Consider the following 16,135-nt stretch of genomic DNA (forward strand, 5'->3'; position numbering starts at 1 on the left):
TGGACCAGCGCCACAGCATCCTTACGGAACTGTTCGGTGTACTGCGAAGGGCGTGCCACCAGGACATCCTTCCTCCTGGCCATCCTGCCAGGGATCAGGGTGTCCGGCCCGAAGGTGGAAGCTCAGGCATCGGGGTGAGATACAGCGTGACTGCCGCAGACGGGCAGCGCCTGGCGGTGATCTGCCACTCCTCGGGCCGCCGCGACCTGGCCGTCTTCGCGTCGGTCGGCGCCGATGCCGCCCAGAGCTACGTGCCGTTGACAACCGACCAGGCCCACGACGTCGCCGACCTGCTACATCCACATGCCATTGTCAACAGGTTGGCCGATCCGGGTACGGGTGCGGCGAGCAGGGTAGTGACTCTGCCGGTCGGCGCCGGATCCCGCTACGTCGGCAGCAATCTCGCCGACCTGGACGCCCGGCTGCCAGCAGACGTCAGAGCCCTGGGCCTACTCCGAGCTGGTCAGATCGTCGCCGTGCACGGCGATCGTGCCGTCATCAACAGCGGTGACATAGTGATCGCAGCGGGTAACCACGTATTACTCGAAGTCGTTGCCGCTGAGCTGGCGACCGGTGATCCGACGTGATGCAGGCGCTGGGTCGATGTCGCCTCCCGGGGCCGCCCGGGCCGGCCGCCCGGTTTGAGGCTCCGCCCGGATGGGTACGCCAAACGGTGCCGCAGCCGAGGTGAAGGTTGGCTACTGGTGAACACCTCTGAACGACCCGATACGGCGCATAGCGAGGCGCCTGTACCAGACCTTTGGCTCCCAAGCACCGTGCCGGGCCCTGTATCCGTCGGCGTCGACGGGTCGGCTGCGTCCCATCGCGCGCTGCTGTGGGCAGCGCAGGAAGCGCGCCTGCGACGGGTGCACCTCAACGTCGTCTTCATCGCCAAGCCGCATCTGCCACCGCCCCTCGGCGAAGCGCTCGACCACCCGTCCGGGTACGTCCAACATCTGCTCAGCGAAGCCGGCGACGAGGTTGGCGGCTGCGCCGCACGGCTCGATCTCGCCGGCTACTCTGACGTCACCGCAACGGTGGCGCTGGGCTGGGACGACCCGGTCGACGGTCTGGCCCGTGCGGCCGCAGGATCGACGATGATGGTCGTCGGTGACCATGAGCCGGCTGGCATCCGCGCGCTGCTGCTCGGCTCGTCCGCGCTACGCACCGCCGAGCATGCAAGCTGCCCCGTCGCGGTCGTCAGGGCGCGGCCCCGGGACCCGCACCCCAGCGCACACGACGACCGGGTGATGGTCGGCATCGACGGATCGGCATCGTCAGTTGTGGCTGCAGCACTCGCGTTCGAGGAGGCACACCTGCGCGACATCGGCCTCACTGCCGTCCACGTTTGGTATGCGACGCCCCAGGAGATCACTGCCGAGGTGGCCTGGGGAGGCAATCCGGGGCCTCAGCCCGACGCGTTGGCACTGCTGGAACACGTGACGGCACCGGGCCGACTCGCCCATCCCGACGTTGACGTTCGGCATCTGGCTGTCATGGGGCAACCCGCCACGGCCCTGACCGAACTGTCGTCAGCCGCACGCATGCTGGTGGTCGGCTCCGGCGGCCATGGCACCGTCGCCGAACGCCTCCTCGGATCCACCGGCAAGGCGCTCGTCCATCACGCACACTGCCCCGTGCTCATCGTGCCGACCCATTGCCACCCGCAGTACTGACGCCCGCCAAGATCAGGAGTCCCGTCAAGGCCCACTGGTGCCGAACGCCTTCATTGCCCCGATTGTCCACTCGCCGAGGGTGACGTCAGCCAGCCGGAACTGAACTCAGGTGAGCGTGCGCGCCGGCCCCAGGTAAGCGTTGTCACCGGCCGCGCTGGCGGTGGGTGGCGGTCGGTGGGGCGGAAAGGTGGGTGGCGATGATCGGGTCGGTCTCATCATCGAACTGGCCGATGACCTGTTCAAGGAGGTCTTCGAGCGCAACGAGGCCGACAGTCGTGTCGTACCGGCTGACCAGGGCGAGCTGGGCGCGGTGGTCGCGCATGCCGCGGATGGCCGACATGACACTTTGGTGCGGGTGCAGTTCGTATGGTGCCGTGGCCAGGTCCGCGGCGGTGGTGTGCAGGCCGGCGGTGGTGGCCTTGAGTGCGTCGCGCACGTGCACGATGCCGCAGAGGATGCCCTGCGGGCCGGTGACGGCCAGGCGGGAGCGGCCGCGAGCGTGGGCGGTCTGCTCGATCTGTGCGGCGGTCGCGGTGCCGGGCACCGACACGATCTGTTCGGCGGGGATCATGACGGTGTCGATGGTGGTGTTGTTGAGGGTGAGCATCGCCGACAGCAGCCGTTCGTCGGCCGATGGCAGGGTGCCGTGCTCGGCGGAGGAGGCCAGCAGCATCTGCAGTTCGGCGGGGCCGTGGGCCTGGGCGAGTTCGTTCTGCGGGGTGACCTTGACCAGGCGCAGGCAGGCGTTGGCGATGGCGTTGAGGACGGCCAGGGCGGGGCGGGCGACGCGGGCGAATGCTCGGAACGGCAGCGCGAGCACGAGTGCGGAACGTTCGGGGTGGCTGATCGCCCACGACTTGGGTGCCATCTCTCCCACGACCATGTGCAGGAACACCACCACTGCGAGCGCGAGCAGGAACGCGGCGACGTAGCTGGCCTGTGGTGGTATCCCGGCGGCGACGAACAGCGGGTCAAGCAGGTCGGCCAGGGCCGGTTTGGCCAGCGCGCCCAGTCCGAGCGAGCACAAGGTGATGCCCAGCTGCGCGCCGGCGAGCATCAGCGACAGTTCCCGGGTGCCGGCAATCGCGGCCTTCGCGGCGCGTGAGCCGGCGGCGGCGAAATGTTCCAGGCGGTGGCGTTTGGACGCGACGAGCGCGAACTCGGCAGCGACGAAGAACGCGTTGAAGGCCAGAAGGAGCACGGAGACGAGCAGCGCGGTGGCGGTGTTCATCGCCGGTGCTCCTCGATCGTCTCGATGCGGACGCTGACCGGGACGTGGCGGTCCACGTCCAGGACGGTCAGGCGAACCCGACGCGGGCGGGGGTCTTCGGAGTCGGGCGCGGTGACCTCGACGCTGTCGCCGCGGGTGGTGATGCGGCCCAGCCCGTGCAGGATCAGCCCGGACACGGTGTCGTAGACGCCGTCTTCGGGCAGTTCGATGCCGGTGGCGTCGGCTATCTGGTCCAGCCGCCAGCGCCCGGGCACGGTCCAGGAACCGTCGGGTTGACGGTGTGCCTGCGGTTCGGGCAGGTCGTCCTCGTCACGGATCGGCCCGACGAGCTCCTCGGCGATGTCTTCGAGGCTGATGATCCCGGCGAAGCCGCCGTACTCGTCGGCGACGACGGCCAGCTGCCGATGCTCGGCACGCAACCGCTCGAGCACGGCGGGCAGGGTGATCGAGGCGGGCACGACCACCGGCGGCGCGGCGATGGCCCCGACCGGGGTGCTGGCGCGGCGGTCGGTGGGCACGGCCAGGACGTCGGAGATCGACACGACGCCGATGACGTCGTCGACGCCGGTGCCGATGACCGGGAACCGGGAGCGGCCGGTGTCGAGCAGCTGCACGAGCCGGATGGCCGGGTCGGCGGCGGCCATGACGATCACGTCGACGCGCGGGACCATGGCCTCACCGGCGGTCAGGGTTCGAAAGTCCAGGCCGGAGTCGAGCAGGGTGGCGTTGTCGTCGTCGAGTTCGCCGCGTTCGCGGGCTTCGGCGACGATCTGTTCCAGGTCTTCGCGGGTGGCGCCCTGGGGCAGTTCCTCGATCGGTTCGATGCCTACGGCGCGCAGCAGCCGGTTGGCGGCGGCGTCGAACACCCGGATCAACGGCCCGGCCACGGCCAGGTAGATGAGCGTGGATCGTGAAAGTGAGCGGGCGAGGGCTTCGGGGCGGGTGATGGCCAGGTTCTTGGGCGCGAGCTCGCCGAGGACCATCTGCACGATGGTGGCGATGAGCAGCGCGAGCGCCACCGAGACCGACAGGCTCGCTGCGGCGGGGACGCCCGCGGCTGCCAGCAGTGGGGCCATGCCCTCGCCGAGGTAGGGCTCGGCGACGTAGCCGGCCAGTAGTGCGGTGACGGTGATGCCCAGCTGCGCGCCGGAGAGCATGAACGACAGCCGGCCGGTAACCTTCAGCGCACGCGCGGCGGCTGGGTCGCCGCCGTCTGCCTGCTGGCGCAGTTTGCCGCGGTCGGCTGCGACGTAGGCGAACTCCTGTGCGACGAAGTAGGCGGTGGCGGCGGTCAGCGCGATGATCAGCGCCATCCCGATGAGGATCAGCACGGTGGTGCCAGCACCCCTTGGTTCAGCTGCTGGGGCGTCGCCCCGGGTTTGGACCGGTGCTGGGACCGGCGGCCGGGTCTATGATCAACCACAGGCGGAGATTAACACGTTAAGCTGTATGGTTGCTGGAAAGATGCTGGTCATGGTGTTGATGCGGATCGGCGAACTCGACGTCGCGGCCGGGTTCAGCCACTTCGGGCTCATCACCTGTCTCGAGCGCACTTCGGGCGGATTCCGGCTCTAGGGACCGACGACGGTCGAGCAGATCGCCGGCCTGCCTCGACTACGACGTCGCCGCGCTACGTTGCTGGCCGAGTCCGCCGGGCACTCGGCACACGGCCTGGCCGGCAGGCTGACCGTACACGCGCATCGGCTGTCGCGGACACGGCCGACTGCTCACCGCGCTGCCGATGCCTGAGCGCCGTGATCGGTCTGCGCCCGCCGCGGTGCGCCGCCATCGGCATGGCCTTCATCGCAGGGCCGTCGAGCCCGGCCGACAGCTGGCTGCTGGATCGATGCAGGTACGCAGGCCCGGCCCCTTTTGGCAAGTGACCGAGCCGCCGACCAGGGCTCGCCACCGAGCGTAGTGCAGGCATCGGCCTGATCCGCTCGACGCGGCGGTACGCGGCCCGCTCGCGCCCGTCTGCCTGGCGCCCAGGGCGCCAGCAGAGGGATGGGCGCGTTACGGCAGCTACCGGCCGCGCGTTGGACGACCAGCAAGACCAACCCAGCCGACGACGCGCAAGGCGAAGCCGTCTCGCTTGCCGCGCGAGAAGCAGGAGGACCACCAGTGAGCGTTGACAGCGCCGTCCTCGACCCGCAGACCCCGCACCACGAAGCGCCGGGACACGGCCGTGATCCGGTCGAGTCTGCATCTGCCGCGGTTCCTGTGCTGCTCAAGACCGCTGTCATCGGCGGGGTGGTGCTCACCGTGCTGGTCGCCGCGGGCATGGCGGCGCGGGTGGTCCCGGTCGGCTCACGCGCCGGCAACTACAGCTACCGCTACGTCCGTTCGTTCTCCCCCGACATCCTGTGGCCGTTCGTGATAGCCGCTGCCGTGGTGATCGGTGCACTGTGGCTGTCGCGGCGGACCCACCGACGGTTCGAATGGGCCACCGTCGCGGGCTGGCTGCTGCTTGCGGTGCCGCTGCAGCTGCTGCTGCGCACCTATGACGAGGTATCGCTGTCAGGCCTGGTCGCCAGCAATCGGGCCAATGGCTTCCTCGCCCCGGCGCAGCAGCTCACCGCCGGGCAGTTTCTGCGCGCCCATGGCGACATCGCCGCGGACCTGCCTACCCACGCCCGCACCAACATGCCCGGCAAGACCCTGCTGTACCACCTGCTGAACGCGTTCACCGACTCGGCCCAGGCCATGGGCGTCATGATCATCGCAGTGTCGAGTATCAGCGCACTGCTGATCTACCTGATCGCCCGGGACCTGCTGCACGATCCGCGCACCGCCCTGTACGCCCTGGCTCTCGCGGTGCTTGTGCCGGGCAAGCTGTATTTCCTGCCCATCCTCAACGTCGTCAGCCCCGTGCCGATCCTGCTCGCGCTGTGGCTGCTCGTGCGCTTCCTGCACCGGCCGCACTGGGCCTATGCCGCGGCCGTCGGTGCGGTGCTGTACCTGACCGTGCTGTTCGAGCCGCTGCCCCTTGCCATGGGCCTGATCTTCGCCGCCCTGCTCGGCTGGGCGGTGGCCACCAAGCTGCTGACGTGGCCGGCGGCCCTGCGGCTGATCGCCGTCACCGCGGCTGCGCTCGCCGCGTGCCACGTCGGGATGCACATGGTTTTCGGGTACGACACCATCGCCAACTTCGCCTACGTCTTCGCCGACGCGCATTCGTTCAACGGCAACGGCCACCGCCCCTACCAGGTGTGGGTGGTACGCAACCTGTGGGACTTCACGCTGTGCGCCGGGCTCGCGGCCACCGTCGCCATCGCGGCCGGAACCCTCGCCGCGCTCCGCCAGCCCCGCAACAGCCCCATCGCCGCGCTGGCTCTGTCCGGGGTCGGCGTGCTCGTGTTCCTGGACCTGTTCGGTGTCAACCGCGGCGAAACGGTCCGGCTGTGGATCTTCCTTGCCGTGTTCCTGCAGCTCACCGCAGCATGGCTTTGCGCTCGCACGGCAAAGCTGTGGCCCGTCGCGGTCCTCGTGACCGGTACCGCGCTGCAGGCCGCGGTAGGCATGGCAATGGTCGGCTTCGTGCGCGTCTGAACGGCCCGTCGCGCTGGCGATGGCAATTGCTGTCGCCTTCGCGGCGAGCCGCACGCCATTTGAGCACGCGCATCCGTGAGCGGCCAGCAGTCACACACCACGGCGTCGCCCCGGGTCGATGCGATGAACTCGATAGACTCGCCTACTGCCACCGGCACCTTCGGCCGCGGCCCGCGCTGGCCATCCCAGCATGATCGTCACGGGCTCGCTAAAGTCGCTGCCGACCCGGGTCAAGAACTCGTACACCCCGACCACCGAAGCGGACCCGCGGGCACCCGGCGGTCCTTCTTCAGCTGCGGACAGCGGTTAGAGCTGCCGCATCGGTAATGAACGTACGTATCGTGTACGGGCTCCACTGTGTCGCGGGAGCCGCCGAGGACGAGCGATGCCGGCTGCGGACTTCGAGGTTGCTGCCCGGCGGCAGCTCTGCCTCGCCGACCAGGAAGCCCGCGAAGAGCCCGTCGCTGAGCGGGCGTGCAGCCGGGTGGCACCATGCACGCACATTGCGGTCCACACGAGTTCGACCGGTTCCGGCGCGAGCTCCAGATCTCCCAGCCGGTGCAGACGTGCTCGTCAGCGGCGTCCGGGTCGGCGAACAGCTGTGCCTGCAATTGCACGTTCGCACCGTCGAGCTGCTGCCCGTCGAATGCCGGCTTGCTGATTGACGGCGGAAGTGGCGGAATGGACGCTTCAGCGGCGGGCCGCGCAGGGCCGATGAACACGAGCAGGCCAGCGATCGCGGTTGCCACGACGGCCAGTGCTGCCTTCCCGGCCATGGCGACTCCGTGCGCGGTCATCCGCGACTTGTCTTCCGGCACGATTCAGCCCTCGCGGTGCAGACGCCTGGAAGGAGTCACCACCGCAGGTCGGCCGCCACGCCCGCCCGCCTGTACCGGCGGCGCCGTGACGGCTGCGAGGTCCTGGTACCGCTGCAAGCAGCTGCCCATGGCAAACAGGAAGGCGATGACGGCCAGCCCTTGGATAAGTTCCTCGGCAGAGGCGGCTAGGAGGTAACGCACGTATGCCGCACCGGTGAGGTCCTCGCCGGGCAGGTGAGCCAGCAGATTGCGGCCGGTCACCGCGCCCGCGACCTCCACCGCGGTCACACCGGCCCCGTACGCGGCCGCCGCCGCGAGCATCGACCAGCGGGTTCGTGGCGGCAGGTGGAACAGGAACCGCAGGTACGAGATCGCGAACACAAGTGCCACCGGCGCGAGGATCAGCATCCACGATGAGGCGTTGCCGATCGTGGCGAGCGGTCCGGTGCGCAGTACCCGATGTGCTTCGGTCATGTCGTCCAGCGACAGCAGCGCGAACACCACGCTCAGGATGCGCCAATGGCGCACGTAACGGTGCTGTCCGGCGGCGCCGGCGGCGGCCGCGACCTCCCAAAGGATCCATGCCGTCAACAGCAGGATCACGGAGGAGAACCATGTTGGTAGGTTCTGGTGCTCGTCGACGTTGAAGAACGTCGCCAGCCAGACCGCGACGTGGACCTTGCGGCCCACGCCCAATCCGTGGTGCAGGAAGTTGGTGGCGAAACTGAGCACGTGGATGGCCAGCAGTGCCCACATCAGGCGCTGGGCGAGGACGCGGATCTCCGGCATCGCAATGGTCATCAGCAACTCCCCGGTCGCAGGCCCGTCGATGGACCGAGCGTCACTTTATTCCTAAAAGTCGACTTCTCCGCTCAATCCCACACCGATCGTTCTTCTGCGGGCGTGTCGGCCCAGGCACGCCCTTGCGCACGCGGCGTCGTCGTCGTGTCCGTTGCCGAATTAGCCTGCACCGCGACCCAGACCCGGACGTTGGCGCAGGTCGGCACGGCGATGTTAGACACCCCGGCAGCCGACCTCATACTTGCCTCACCAGGAGGGCGTCTGCAGGCGCACCGCCCGAAGGCAGCGGCGCCCGCATCGCGTTCGTCGTCGCCGCGGGCCGCTATGCCTGGCGTTTGTCGGTACCGTTGCCGCGGTCAGCGGAAGCCACACCTTCACGCTGGGCGCGCAGGCGGCGCATCGCCTCCGACGCCGACAACGTCTCGGGCAGGAACACCGCCGACCGTGCGCAGTCCCCGGCAGTGCCGGACTTGCCGAGCAGGTCACGCAGGTGCACCACGCCAACCACGGCCTCGCCGCAGCATCCGCGCCGGACACGGCCAGACCGGACTGACGGCCAACCCCGCGGTCCGAGACCAGATAGGCGATCCTTCACCTACGTCGCGTGACGTACGCAGTAAGCCGCCGGCGTGCTGACGACCGCGACAGCGCTGACGCGCGAACATCACCGGTAGCTCCGTTCTCGGCCGTATAGATAGCAGCGGGCACACCGCCGAGAGGATCCGCACAAATGCCTCATTCACCGCCGACGCACGCTGCCATAGCGCGGCGCATGATCGCGCGACGTATGCGTAGGCGACACACCGGCGAAGCGACGATCAACGGGGCGGTGATCGCCAACGCCTTCCTGTCCTTGGCGTTCGCGCCCCCGGACGGGGTCGGCCGGCAGGCAGCGGCGGAACTGCTCGCCGTCAGCGCGGTGCTGCTGTTCACGGCCACGCTGGTGCTCGCCACCCGCGCCCGCGCGCTCGAGCCCTTCTTCGGCGGCCTCGACCGCATGTACCGGGCGCACCGCCGCACCGGCACGGCAGGCTTCATGCTGCTGGCAGCGCACGTCGCCACGATCCCGTGGACGCTGGACTCCCCCGGCGGCACACCCTCCGGACTGCTCGCCTTCGTCGGCATGCTCGTGCTGGTGCTGCTCGCCGTCGCACCACGCACACCAGTACTGCGCCGCGTCATCACGCTGGGCTACGGAACATGGCGGAACACCCACAAACTCGTCGGCGTCTTCTTCATCATCGGCTTCGCCCACACCCTGCTCGTCGACCCTGTAACCCGCACCGCCCCGGCTCAGTTCGCGGTCCTCGTCGCCGCATACGTCATCGGCATCGCCGCGTTCCTCTACACCGTGCTGCTCGCCCGTTTCATCCGGCCACGTCTTCGGTACGAGGTACAGACGGTCCGGCGGCTGAGCCCGGCCACCGCCGAGGTCACCCTGCGGCCGCGCGGCAGCAAGCGCCTGAAGTTCAGGTCAGGGCAGTTCGTCTTCGTCAGGATCCACCAGCGCGCCCTGCGCGAACCACACCCATTCACCGTCTCCAGCGCGCCGACCGACAACGTCCTACGACTGACCGTAAAAGCAGCCGGTGACTACACCACGAGACTCGTGCAGCAACTGCTCGCCGGCAGTGTCGCCACGCTCGAGGGGCCCTACGGCATGCTCGACTACCGTGCCGGGGCATATCGCCAGATCTGGATCGCCGGAGGTATCGGCATCACCCCGTTCCTGAGCTGGCTTCGCGACATGACACCGGTTTGCCCGCATGACGTCGACCTCTTCTACACGGTCCGCCGGCCCGAAGACCTGCTGTTCCACGACGAGATCCTCATCCACGCCGGCCGCCTCGGAATACGGCTGCACCTCAACATCTCTGGCGTCCAAGGCACGCTCACCACCACCCGGGTTCAGGCCGTCGCCGGGCCGGTCCGCGACGCCGAGGTCTACATGTGCGGCCCAATGCCCATGCTCAGTACCTTCGCCAAGGACCTGGGCACCGCAGGGCTCCCGGCCGCAGCGATCCACTTCGAGGAGTTCAGCTTCCGGTAAACGTGCAACTGCGGCTGCTTCACACCTGAGCTTGAAAAGCGCTTCCTCCTGCGAGTACCGGCGGGCCACCGCGGATCTGGCCCGCCGCCTGGACGGCCCCGCATTTGGCTTGACTGCAGGTTCTCGGCGAGACGATCGGTGCTCGGCGTCCTGGCCGGGTGTTCGTCCGTCAGCGGACTGCAGTGCCCGGCGGTGGTGGAAACACGGTCTGTGGTCTGCGACCGGACCTCGGTCCGCTCAGGGGGATGACATGACAATGGCGGAGCCTGCGACGAAGGTCACCGAGCATGCGCCGCGCGACAGAACTCTGCTGCTGGCGGCGACGGGCGTGCCGCTGGGCACGCTCGCGTCCCTCCGCGACGAGTTGCCATCAACCATGCTCTACATGGTCATCGTCATTACGCCCCAAACCTTCGCGTGCCTGTCATAGAGTGCTTTCCCCCAACGCGGAAGGTCCCGTAACCCCTGGGCCTTCGGCGTCAGTGCGTCCGGTCCAGGCGGTGACCGGATAGCCGTAGCGCTGCATCAGCGGCAGGGTCAGCGCCGTGGTGGCCAGCCGGGTCGTGGCCGGCAGCTCATCGCGCCAGGCGTCGTCGGTGCGCACCTCCACCGTGCCAGTGCGGAAGCGGCCGGGATTGCCGGACACGGTGTGATTGGGGGCCAGCTCGACGGTCCGGTCGTCGAGGAACGGGCTCGACGCCGGCGTCACGTCGACGAACCGCAGCAGCTCGTCGACCGCAGCGCGGGGGTCTGCGGTGAAGTCCTCGTAGCGCTGCAGGCGGTAGCGCCCCGGAAACGCCAGCGACGTCCACTCCGTCAAACTGTTCCACGACACCCACTTCATCGCGCTGTCGTAAGGGCGGTGTCCGAGCATCATGTCGGGAGCCGAGCTGTCCAGCTGCTTCTTACGGCGCCGCCACGAGTGCGCGACCGCCCTGGGGTCCCGCACCACCTGCAACAGGTACGGCGTGATGTCGGCGGGCTGGCGCGCCACCACCGCAGCACCCGAGGGCAGCTTCGACGAGTCGATGATGAGCTCCGCGCCGGTCACCTCGGCGATCGCCCGGTACAGCCGGGTGAAGACGCCCACCAGATGGTGTCCCCGCCGCAGCAGGCGCGGCGCGTGCCGGGCACGAGCCGTGTCACGCTGCCATTTCTTCACGTGGCGCGGGTCGGGAATGTCGTCGCCGAACGCGCACCGCAGCACGTCGCGCCACAGCGGGCACGCGCGCACCGGCTGCCCGCAACCGCAGCTGCGCCCGCCGAGCAGGCCCCGCTCGAACAGAAACCACAGCTCACCTGCGGTGAACACGCCGGGATGGGAACCGAGCACGTTGTCGATGATCGTGGTGCCGCTACGTCCCCACCCGGCCAGGTAGAGCACTTTCGCCATCCGACGAGGATGCTTCGCGAATGTCAGAACACGGTCAAGATCCCGTTTGACAATTCCGTGACAATCTCGGCTTCTCTGCCCAACGTACATGCCACGCTACCCACGGTCGACTTCAGCATGGGCCAGAAGCGCTGTCATAGGATCATCGCCGACCCGGCAGCGGCCCAGACCAACGGCATGGTGCTTTCAGGGCTACTGCCGTACGGCCGCGACCAGGGCGTCAACCGTTTCAACGCGGGGGTGGTGTTCGGGCCCGGCGACGCATTCGGCGCCGCGCCCAGGCCACGCGGGCGTGCTCGAGGTGCGCCTGCCGGCTGCGGTGGTGGTCGAGCTGGCGGCCGTGCTGTGCGCCGGCCCGGCGCGCATGACCTCGCTGACCCTCCTGCCCTGCGGCTGCGCGTCGTCCCCTTCCGTCGTCCGGCCGGATCGCAATTCCGACCTAGACGAGCGGGGACGGGCCAAGAAGACCGGCACAAAATGGCTCGCGTCCCGTACCGAAGGCGGTGACCGTGTCCACGAACTGCAGATGGGCAAGCTGGTGCAGGTCATCTCCACCGGCGCCACACCAACCCGCCGGGTCGAACCCAGGCGCCTGACCCGACGCGGTTGGTCCGTGCTGATCAGCACCCTGCCATCTGAAGAATGCCGGTTCAGTTGGGAGCCATTTGCCAGCACTCCCGCACCGTAGGGCCGCAGGTATCAGCGACTACCACGGAGACCTGCCGCCCAGCGATATGGTGACGCCAATCTCGACGTCGGCCGGCGGCCGCACTCGGCCCACCCGTGCCGCGCCGGCCGCCGCCGCGGCCGTGCTCTGCGGCGCCGCGTTCGCCGTCGGCTTGCTCATCGGCTGCAAGCCGATGGACGGTCAGCGGCATCTCGCCAGGATGCGAGGAGCCTGCGGCAGGATTGCCTGCCGCCCGTCGCCCCGCGAATGCCGAGCCGTAGCACGTCACGGGGTATCGGTAAGCCGAGCCCAGTACGGCAGCCCCCTGCTCGACGCCGTCTGGCGCCACTGGTCCAGACATCGATGAGACGACACATCGCCGGGCGATGCTGGCGGGCACATTCGTGACACCGGCGTAAGGAGCCGCGGGACCGGGCACCGCCCACGGGCCGCTTGCCGACGTCCACGGTGCCGCATCGGTCGCCGCCTGTGGGCAGGATAACCGCAAGCCCAGCTTGCTCGCTTCGCGAGCATTGGGCAGCCCGGGTGCCGGAATGTTTACCGTCTGGTCACCGGCGGGCCTGTGAGCGTCGCCGGAAGGCCCGGCCTGCGAAGTAGCCGAGGATCGCGACCGTCACGGCCGCGACTGGCAGTAGAAGGAGGATCTCTGCGGTGTTGAGGTGTTCGAGCACCCTGCGAGGATAGGGGTAAGCAGCTGAGCGTGTGAACCCGGCTAGTCCGAACGGCCGAGGTCGTCGCTCCTTCGCTCCTTCGCGAAGGTCGTCGAGATGCGGGTCCGGTCGCCCTGATCGGGGCACCCCGCCTCCGGAATTCACCCCACGGTGGCCGTCGGAAGCACGCCGTTCGAGTTCAGGTGGGTCGTCACGACCCGGTCGTAGTAGCCACTCGAAGACGCCTACGCCGGCCTGGTATGGCTGCACGGACACGCCTGGCCAAACTCGGCATCGACCCGGCTCGCATCGAGTTGTTCGGTGACGACTCCGGCGGCGGACTGGCCGCCGCGGCGTCGATTCGCGCCCGCGACCTCCAGGGGGCGTGTCCGCCCCTGCTCGGCCAGCCGCTGCCTCTACACGATGTCCCTCCACTAGGGGGTGCGGGCTTCGCCGGGCGCCGGCTGGGCGGTGGCGAGGATGTGTACCGACGCTCCGGGTAGCGCGGTGCCGGCTGCTCTGGCCAGGTCGATTGCGTGCTGGTCGAGTAGAGGCACCTGGCGTGCCCAGTCAGGAACTCGGTGAGCCCGGCTCCGTAGCTGCTTGTTCCTTCCACCGCCCAGCACCGCCGGTCCGGTAGATGGTGCCGAGCGAACTCGAGTAGCCGCCGGTAGCCGTCACCGTCGGCTGGAGCTTGGGTGCTCCCATGGGCAAGGCACGCCTTCAGGCGGCCAGTTTGTCAACGAGTCATCCCGAACCACAGAGCTAGCCTGACAGCGACCACCAGGCCGCCCGCAGAGTCTCACAGTTTGCCAAGCTGACCGTGGCGGAAGGCGAGTTCGCGTTCACCGCCTGCACTGGCACCCGCGACGCAGTGACCTTCTACGACCTGTTCCGACTCGAACATACGATGATCGCCGAGCACTGGAGTGTGCTCACCGAAGTCCCCGCCCACATGCCGCGCTCGGCCACAAGGCCGCCGCCCCGGTCCCACCGAGCCGACCACAGGATTGTGTCACGACTCGATCCGCTGCTCTGACGGGTGAGGCACTATGTCGCCAGGTAGCTGAGCACCGCCAGCACCCGCCGATGCGTTTGCGGCTCGTCGACCAGGTGCAGTCTGGTGAAGATGCTGCGGACGTGGGCCTCGACGGTGCGTTCGGCCAGGTGCAGGTCGGCGGCGATGCCGGCGTTGGAGCGACCGGCAGCCATGCGGGCGACGATCTCGCGTTCGCGTGGCGACAGCACACCCAGCCCGTCGGCCGCTCGGGGTCGGCGCAGCAGTCGTTGTACGACTATCGGGTCGATTGCGGTGCCCGCCGCGGCTACCTCACGCACGTGGCCGGTGAACGCGGCGATGTCGGTGATCCGGTCCTTGAGCAGGTATCCGATGCCGCCGCCGGGCTGCTGCAGCAGCGCCAGCGCCTCACGGTGCTCCAGGTGCTGTGACAGCAGCAGTACACCGACGCCGGGATGGTTGCGGCGTACGCTCAGCGCCGCGCGCACGCCCTCCACGGAGAACGTGGGCGGCATACGGATGTCGACGATCGCGACGTCGGGGCGGTGTTCGGCCACAGCTGCCAGCAGTTGCTCGGCGTCACCGACGTCGGCCGCCACGGTGATGCCATGCCTCTCGAGCAGTAGTTTCAGGCCGCCGCGCAACAGCAGCGAGTCGTCGGCCAGTACGGCGGTGGTCATGACGCTCCCAGCGGCAGCACGGCGCGCACCGCCGTGCCCCTGCCACGGGCGCTCGACACTCGCAGCGTCCCGCCACAGGATTCGACACGCTCGCGCAGGCCCTGCAGTCCCCCGCCGGGCACCGCCAGTGCGCCACCGACGCCGTCGTCTCGGACCGTGACTTCGATGCGGTCGTCTTCGGTCGTGATCGTCACGGTCACCAATCCGGCATGCGCGTGTTTCTCGCTGTTGGCGACGGCCTCCATGGTGACGTAGTAGGCGGTCGCCGCGACCGGCTCGGGCAGCGTGAGGTGCGCGACGCGGTCGTCGACCGTCACGGGGACGCGGGCGCGTTCGGCGATGGCGGCCACGGCCCCGGACAGGCCGTGGCACACCAGCGCGACCGGGTTCATACCGCGAACGAGGTCACGCAGGTCTGCGATGGCGTTGTCGACCTCTGCCGCGCCGCGAGCGATCAGCGTCGGGTCGTCCTGGCGCAGCATCATCGCCGCGGCCAGCAGCCGCTGCTGTACACCGTCATGTACGTCGCGTTCCACGCGGCGGCGCTCGCGGTCACGAGCGTCGCGCAGCCGGCGGTGTTCGGCGCGCTGGCTGCTGGCAGTCGCGCCCATCGGTATGAGCGCCGCGCCGAGTGCATACAGCACGGTGGGCCACTGCCCGGGGCCGTAGGTGACGGTGCTCAACGCTGCGGTGCACAGCCCGTTGGCGGCCAGCGCGGCCCAGAATGGGGCGTAGATGTGCCGGTCGTCGGTGCCGGCGCGGCGGTAGCGCACGATGAACACAGCTGCCAGGAACACGCCCACCAGCGGATAGGTCCAGGCCCGCAGGTGCAGCAGCTGCGCCAGGCTCAGGTGCCCGGCCGCCAGCATGCCGCAGGCCAGCACCGGCCAGTAGGCGTACCCGGCCGCGGCGACCGTGCGGTCCCACCGGCTGCGTAGCCGACCGGAGGTGACGACCAGACCTGCGTGCAGGTGCATCGGATCGTGCACGATGCTCAGCATCAGTCCGCCGGCGAAGACCGCGGGCAGCGCGACACGGCCCCAGGCGTCCAGCAGCCACACCAGGCCGCAGGCCACCAACAGCGGCCCCATGCGGCCGTCCGGTCGCTGCCGCCACAGCCGCAGGCCCACCTCGACGTGCAGCACCCCGGCGACAGCAAGGCAGGTCAGCTCCCAGGGCGTCGTCCAGTAGACCGCCAGCAGCGGGCCGCAGACAAGCACCGCCGCGGCGACCCGCACCGGCCAGCGGAGAAGATCCACCATGGGACCGATGCTGGCCGCGGCCACGATCACGGGCCAGCATCCGTCGGCAGGCCGACTGTCGTGGCGCCGACAGCCGCATAACGAGGCCGTTCAATCGCATTACCTGACTGGTAGGTTCCGTTCCCGGCCCGCCGAGGGATGCTGGCCGCGGCTAGCCCGCGGCTAGCGATGACGGCGTCTACCGCACGCTGAGCAGGTATGTTGCAGTCGAGGGCGGCGTTCCGCCTGCCTGGACGGCAGGTGGGCGCGACATAGAAGGCGGGTGGGGCCGATCCCGATCGGCCCCACCCGCCTGGTGCTTACCGCGGCGTGCATTTAC

General features: G+C 69.0%; 16 protein-coding genes. 8 read left to right on the forward strand and 8 right to left on the reverse strand.

Going from position 1 to position 16,135, the window contains the following annotated elements:
* Together FLL47_RS40120 and FLL47_RS40125 are read left to right on the forward strand one after the other, a co-directional pair.
* Positions 1-587, forward strand: a 587-nt coding sequence (locus tag FLL47_RS40120; RefSeq protein WP_144127927.1) for a cation:proton antiporter regulatory subunit, incomplete at its 5' end; no start/stop codon positions are given.
* 117 nt (positions 588-704) lie between these two features.
* A complete protein-coding gene (locus FLL47_RS40125) occupies positions 705-1,676 on the forward strand; it encodes a universal stress protein (RefSeq protein WP_186316209.1) in 972 nt (323 codons plus the stop codon).
* A 142-nt stretch (positions 1,677-1,818) separates the two neighbouring features.
* Here FLL47_RS40125 and FLL47_RS40130 read toward each other — a convergent pair whose 3' ends face one another.
* Both FLL47_RS40130 and FLL47_RS40135 read right to left on the reverse strand, forming a co-directional pair.
* A complete protein-coding gene (locus FLL47_RS40130) occupies positions 1,819-2,907 on the reverse strand; it encodes a hemolysin family protein (RefSeq protein ID WP_144127929.1) in 1,089 nt (362 codons plus the stop codon).
* Entirely contained in the window at positions 2,904-4,238 is a 1,335-nt protein-coding gene (locus FLL47_RS40135) for a hemolysin family protein (RefSeq protein ID WP_144127930.1), read from the reverse strand. Before FLL47_RS40135 ends, FLL47_RS40130 begins: the two co-directional genes overlap by 4 nt.
* A gap of 118 nt (positions 4,239-4,356) precedes the next feature.
* On the opposite strand from FLL47_RS40135, the gene FLL47_RS44935 reads away from it, so the two are divergent.
* Complete coding sequence (locus FLL47_RS44935) at positions 4,357-4,482, forward strand: hypothetical protein (RefSeq protein ID WP_281286790.1); 126 nt, start codon at positions 4,357-4,359, stop codon at positions 4,480-4,482.
* A 546-nt stretch (positions 4,483-5,028) separates the two neighbouring features.
* A complete protein-coding gene (locus tag FLL47_RS40140; protein ID WP_144127931.1) occupies positions 5,029-6,456 on the forward strand; it encodes a hypothetical protein in 1,428 nt (475 codons plus the stop codon).
* An 821-nt stretch (positions 6,457-7,277) separates the two neighbouring features.
* On the opposite strand, the gene FLL47_RS40145 is transcribed toward FLL47_RS40140, so the two are convergent.
* A complete protein-coding gene (locus tag FLL47_RS40145; RefSeq protein WP_144127932.1) occupies positions 7,278-8,075 on the reverse strand; it encodes a hypothetical protein in 798 nt (265 codons plus the stop codon).
* Positions 8,076-8,397: 322 nt separating this feature from the next.
* Positions 8,398-8,571 (reverse strand): CBS domain-containing protein, encoded by a 174-nt coding sequence (locus FLL47_RS40150; protein ID WP_186316210.1) that lies wholly within the window; start codon positions 8,569-8,571, stop codon positions 8,398-8,400.
* Between the two features lie 291 nt (positions 8,572-8,862).
* Here FLL47_RS40150 and FLL47_RS40155 point away from each other — a divergent pair, with 291 nt between their 5' ends.
* The gene (locus tag FLL47_RS40155; protein ID WP_186316211.1) at positions 8,863-10,125 is read left to right on the forward strand and encodes a ferredoxin reductase family protein; all 1,263 of its coding nucleotides are present in this window, start codon (positions 8,863-8,865) and stop codon (positions 10,123-10,125) included.
* A 250-nt stretch (positions 10,126-10,375) separates the two neighbouring features.
* The gene (locus FLL47_RS40160) at positions 10,376-10,555 is read left to right on the forward strand and encodes a hypothetical protein (protein WP_144127934.1); all 180 of its coding nucleotides are present in this window, start codon (positions 10,376-10,378) and stop codon (positions 10,553-10,555) included.
* Here FLL47_RS40160 and FLL47_RS40165 read toward each other — a convergent pair.
* The gene (locus tag FLL47_RS40165) at positions 10,550-11,518 is read right to left on the reverse strand and encodes a sulfotransferase domain-containing protein (protein ID WP_186316212.1); all 969 of its coding nucleotides are present in this window, start codon (positions 11,516-11,518) and stop codon (positions 10,550-10,552) included. The genes FLL47_RS40160 and FLL47_RS40165 overlap by 6 nt on opposite strands.
* Before the next feature lie 292 nt (positions 11,519-11,810).
* Between FLL47_RS40165 and FLL47_RS40170 the strand changes: the two genes are divergently transcribed.
* The gene (locus tag FLL47_RS40170) at positions 11,811-12,206 is read left to right on the forward strand and encodes a hypothetical protein (RefSeq protein ID WP_144127936.1); all 396 of its coding nucleotides are present in this window, start codon (positions 11,811-11,813) and stop codon (positions 12,204-12,206) included.
* A gap of 548 nt (positions 12,207-12,754) precedes the next feature.
* Here the strand turns inward: FLL47_RS40170 and FLL47_RS44940 are convergent.
* Complete coding sequence (locus tag FLL47_RS44940) at positions 12,755-12,877, reverse strand: hypothetical protein (RefSeq protein ID WP_281286791.1); 123 nt, start codon at positions 12,875-12,877, stop codon at positions 12,755-12,757.
* Positions 12,878-13,116: 239 nt separating this feature from the next.
* On the opposite strand from FLL47_RS44940, the gene FLL47_RS40175 reads away from it, so the two are divergent.
* Positions 13,117-13,359 (forward strand): alpha/beta hydrolase fold domain-containing protein, encoded by a 243-nt coding sequence (locus FLL47_RS40175; protein WP_222106417.1) that lies wholly within the window; start codon positions 13,117-13,119, stop codon positions 13,357-13,359.
* A gap of 547 nt (positions 13,360-13,906) precedes the next feature.
* On the opposite strand, the gene FLL47_RS40185 is transcribed toward FLL47_RS40175, so the two are convergent.
* On the reverse strand, positions 13,907-14,554 hold the full coding sequence (locus FLL47_RS40185) for a response regulator transcription factor (protein ID WP_144127937.1): 648 nt from the start codon (positions 14,552-14,554) through the stop codon (positions 13,907-13,909).
* Positions 14,551-15,816: a sensor histidine kinase gene (locus FLL47_RS40190; protein WP_144127938.1), complete on the reverse strand. Its 1,266-nt coding sequence runs from the start codon at positions 15,814-15,816 to the stop codon at positions 14,551-14,553. Before FLL47_RS40190 ends, FLL47_RS40185 begins: the two co-directional genes overlap by 4 nt.
* Between the last annotated feature and the right edge of the window lie 319 nt (positions 15,817-16,135).

The sequence above is a fragment of the Catellatospora sichuanensis genome, assembly GCF_007483665.1.
Lineage (GTDB): Bacteria > Actinomycetota > Actinomycetes > Mycobacteriales > Micromonosporaceae > Catellatospora > Catellatospora sichuanensis.

What these genes read in the sequence shown, in the direction of transcription:
- FLL47_RS40130 (WP_144127929.1), bottom strand. Translation starts at nt 2,907, where the DNA reads ATGAACACCGCCACCGCGCTGCTCGTCTCCGTGCTCCTTCTGGCCTTC.
- FLL47_RS44935 (WP_281286790.1), top strand. Translation starts at nt 4,357, where the DNA reads ATGGTTGCTGGAAAGATGCTGGTCATGGTGTTGATGCGGATCGGCGAA.
- FLL47_RS40145 (WP_144127932.1), bottom strand. Translation starts at nt 8,075, where the DNA reads ATGACCATTGCGATGCCGGAGATCCGCGTCCTCGCCCAGCGCCTGATG.
- FLL47_RS40155 (WP_186316211.1), top strand. Translation starts at nt 8,863, where the DNA reads ATGCGTAGGCGACACACCGGCGAAGCGACGATCAACGGGGCGGTGATC.
- FLL47_RS40160 (WP_144127934.1), top strand. Translation starts at nt 10,376, where the DNA reads ATGACAATGGCGGAGCCTGCGACGAAGGTCACCGAGCATGCGCCGCGC.
- FLL47_RS40165 (WP_186316212.1), bottom strand. Translation starts at nt 11,518, where the DNA reads ATGGCGAAAGTGCTCTACCTGGCCGGGTGGGGACGTAGCGGCACCACG.
- FLL47_RS40175 (WP_222106417.1), top strand. Translation starts at nt 13,117, where the DNA reads ATGGCTGCACGGACACGCCTGGCCAAACTCGGCATCGACCCGGCTCGC.
- FLL47_RS40185 (WP_144127937.1), bottom strand. Translation starts at nt 14,554, where the DNA reads ATGACCACCGCCGTACTGGCCGACGACTCGCTGCTGTTGCGCGGCGGC.
- FLL47_RS40190 (WP_144127938.1), bottom strand. Translation starts at nt 15,816, where the DNA reads ATGGTGGATCTTCTCCGCTGGCCGGTGCGGGTCGCCGCGGCGGTGCTT.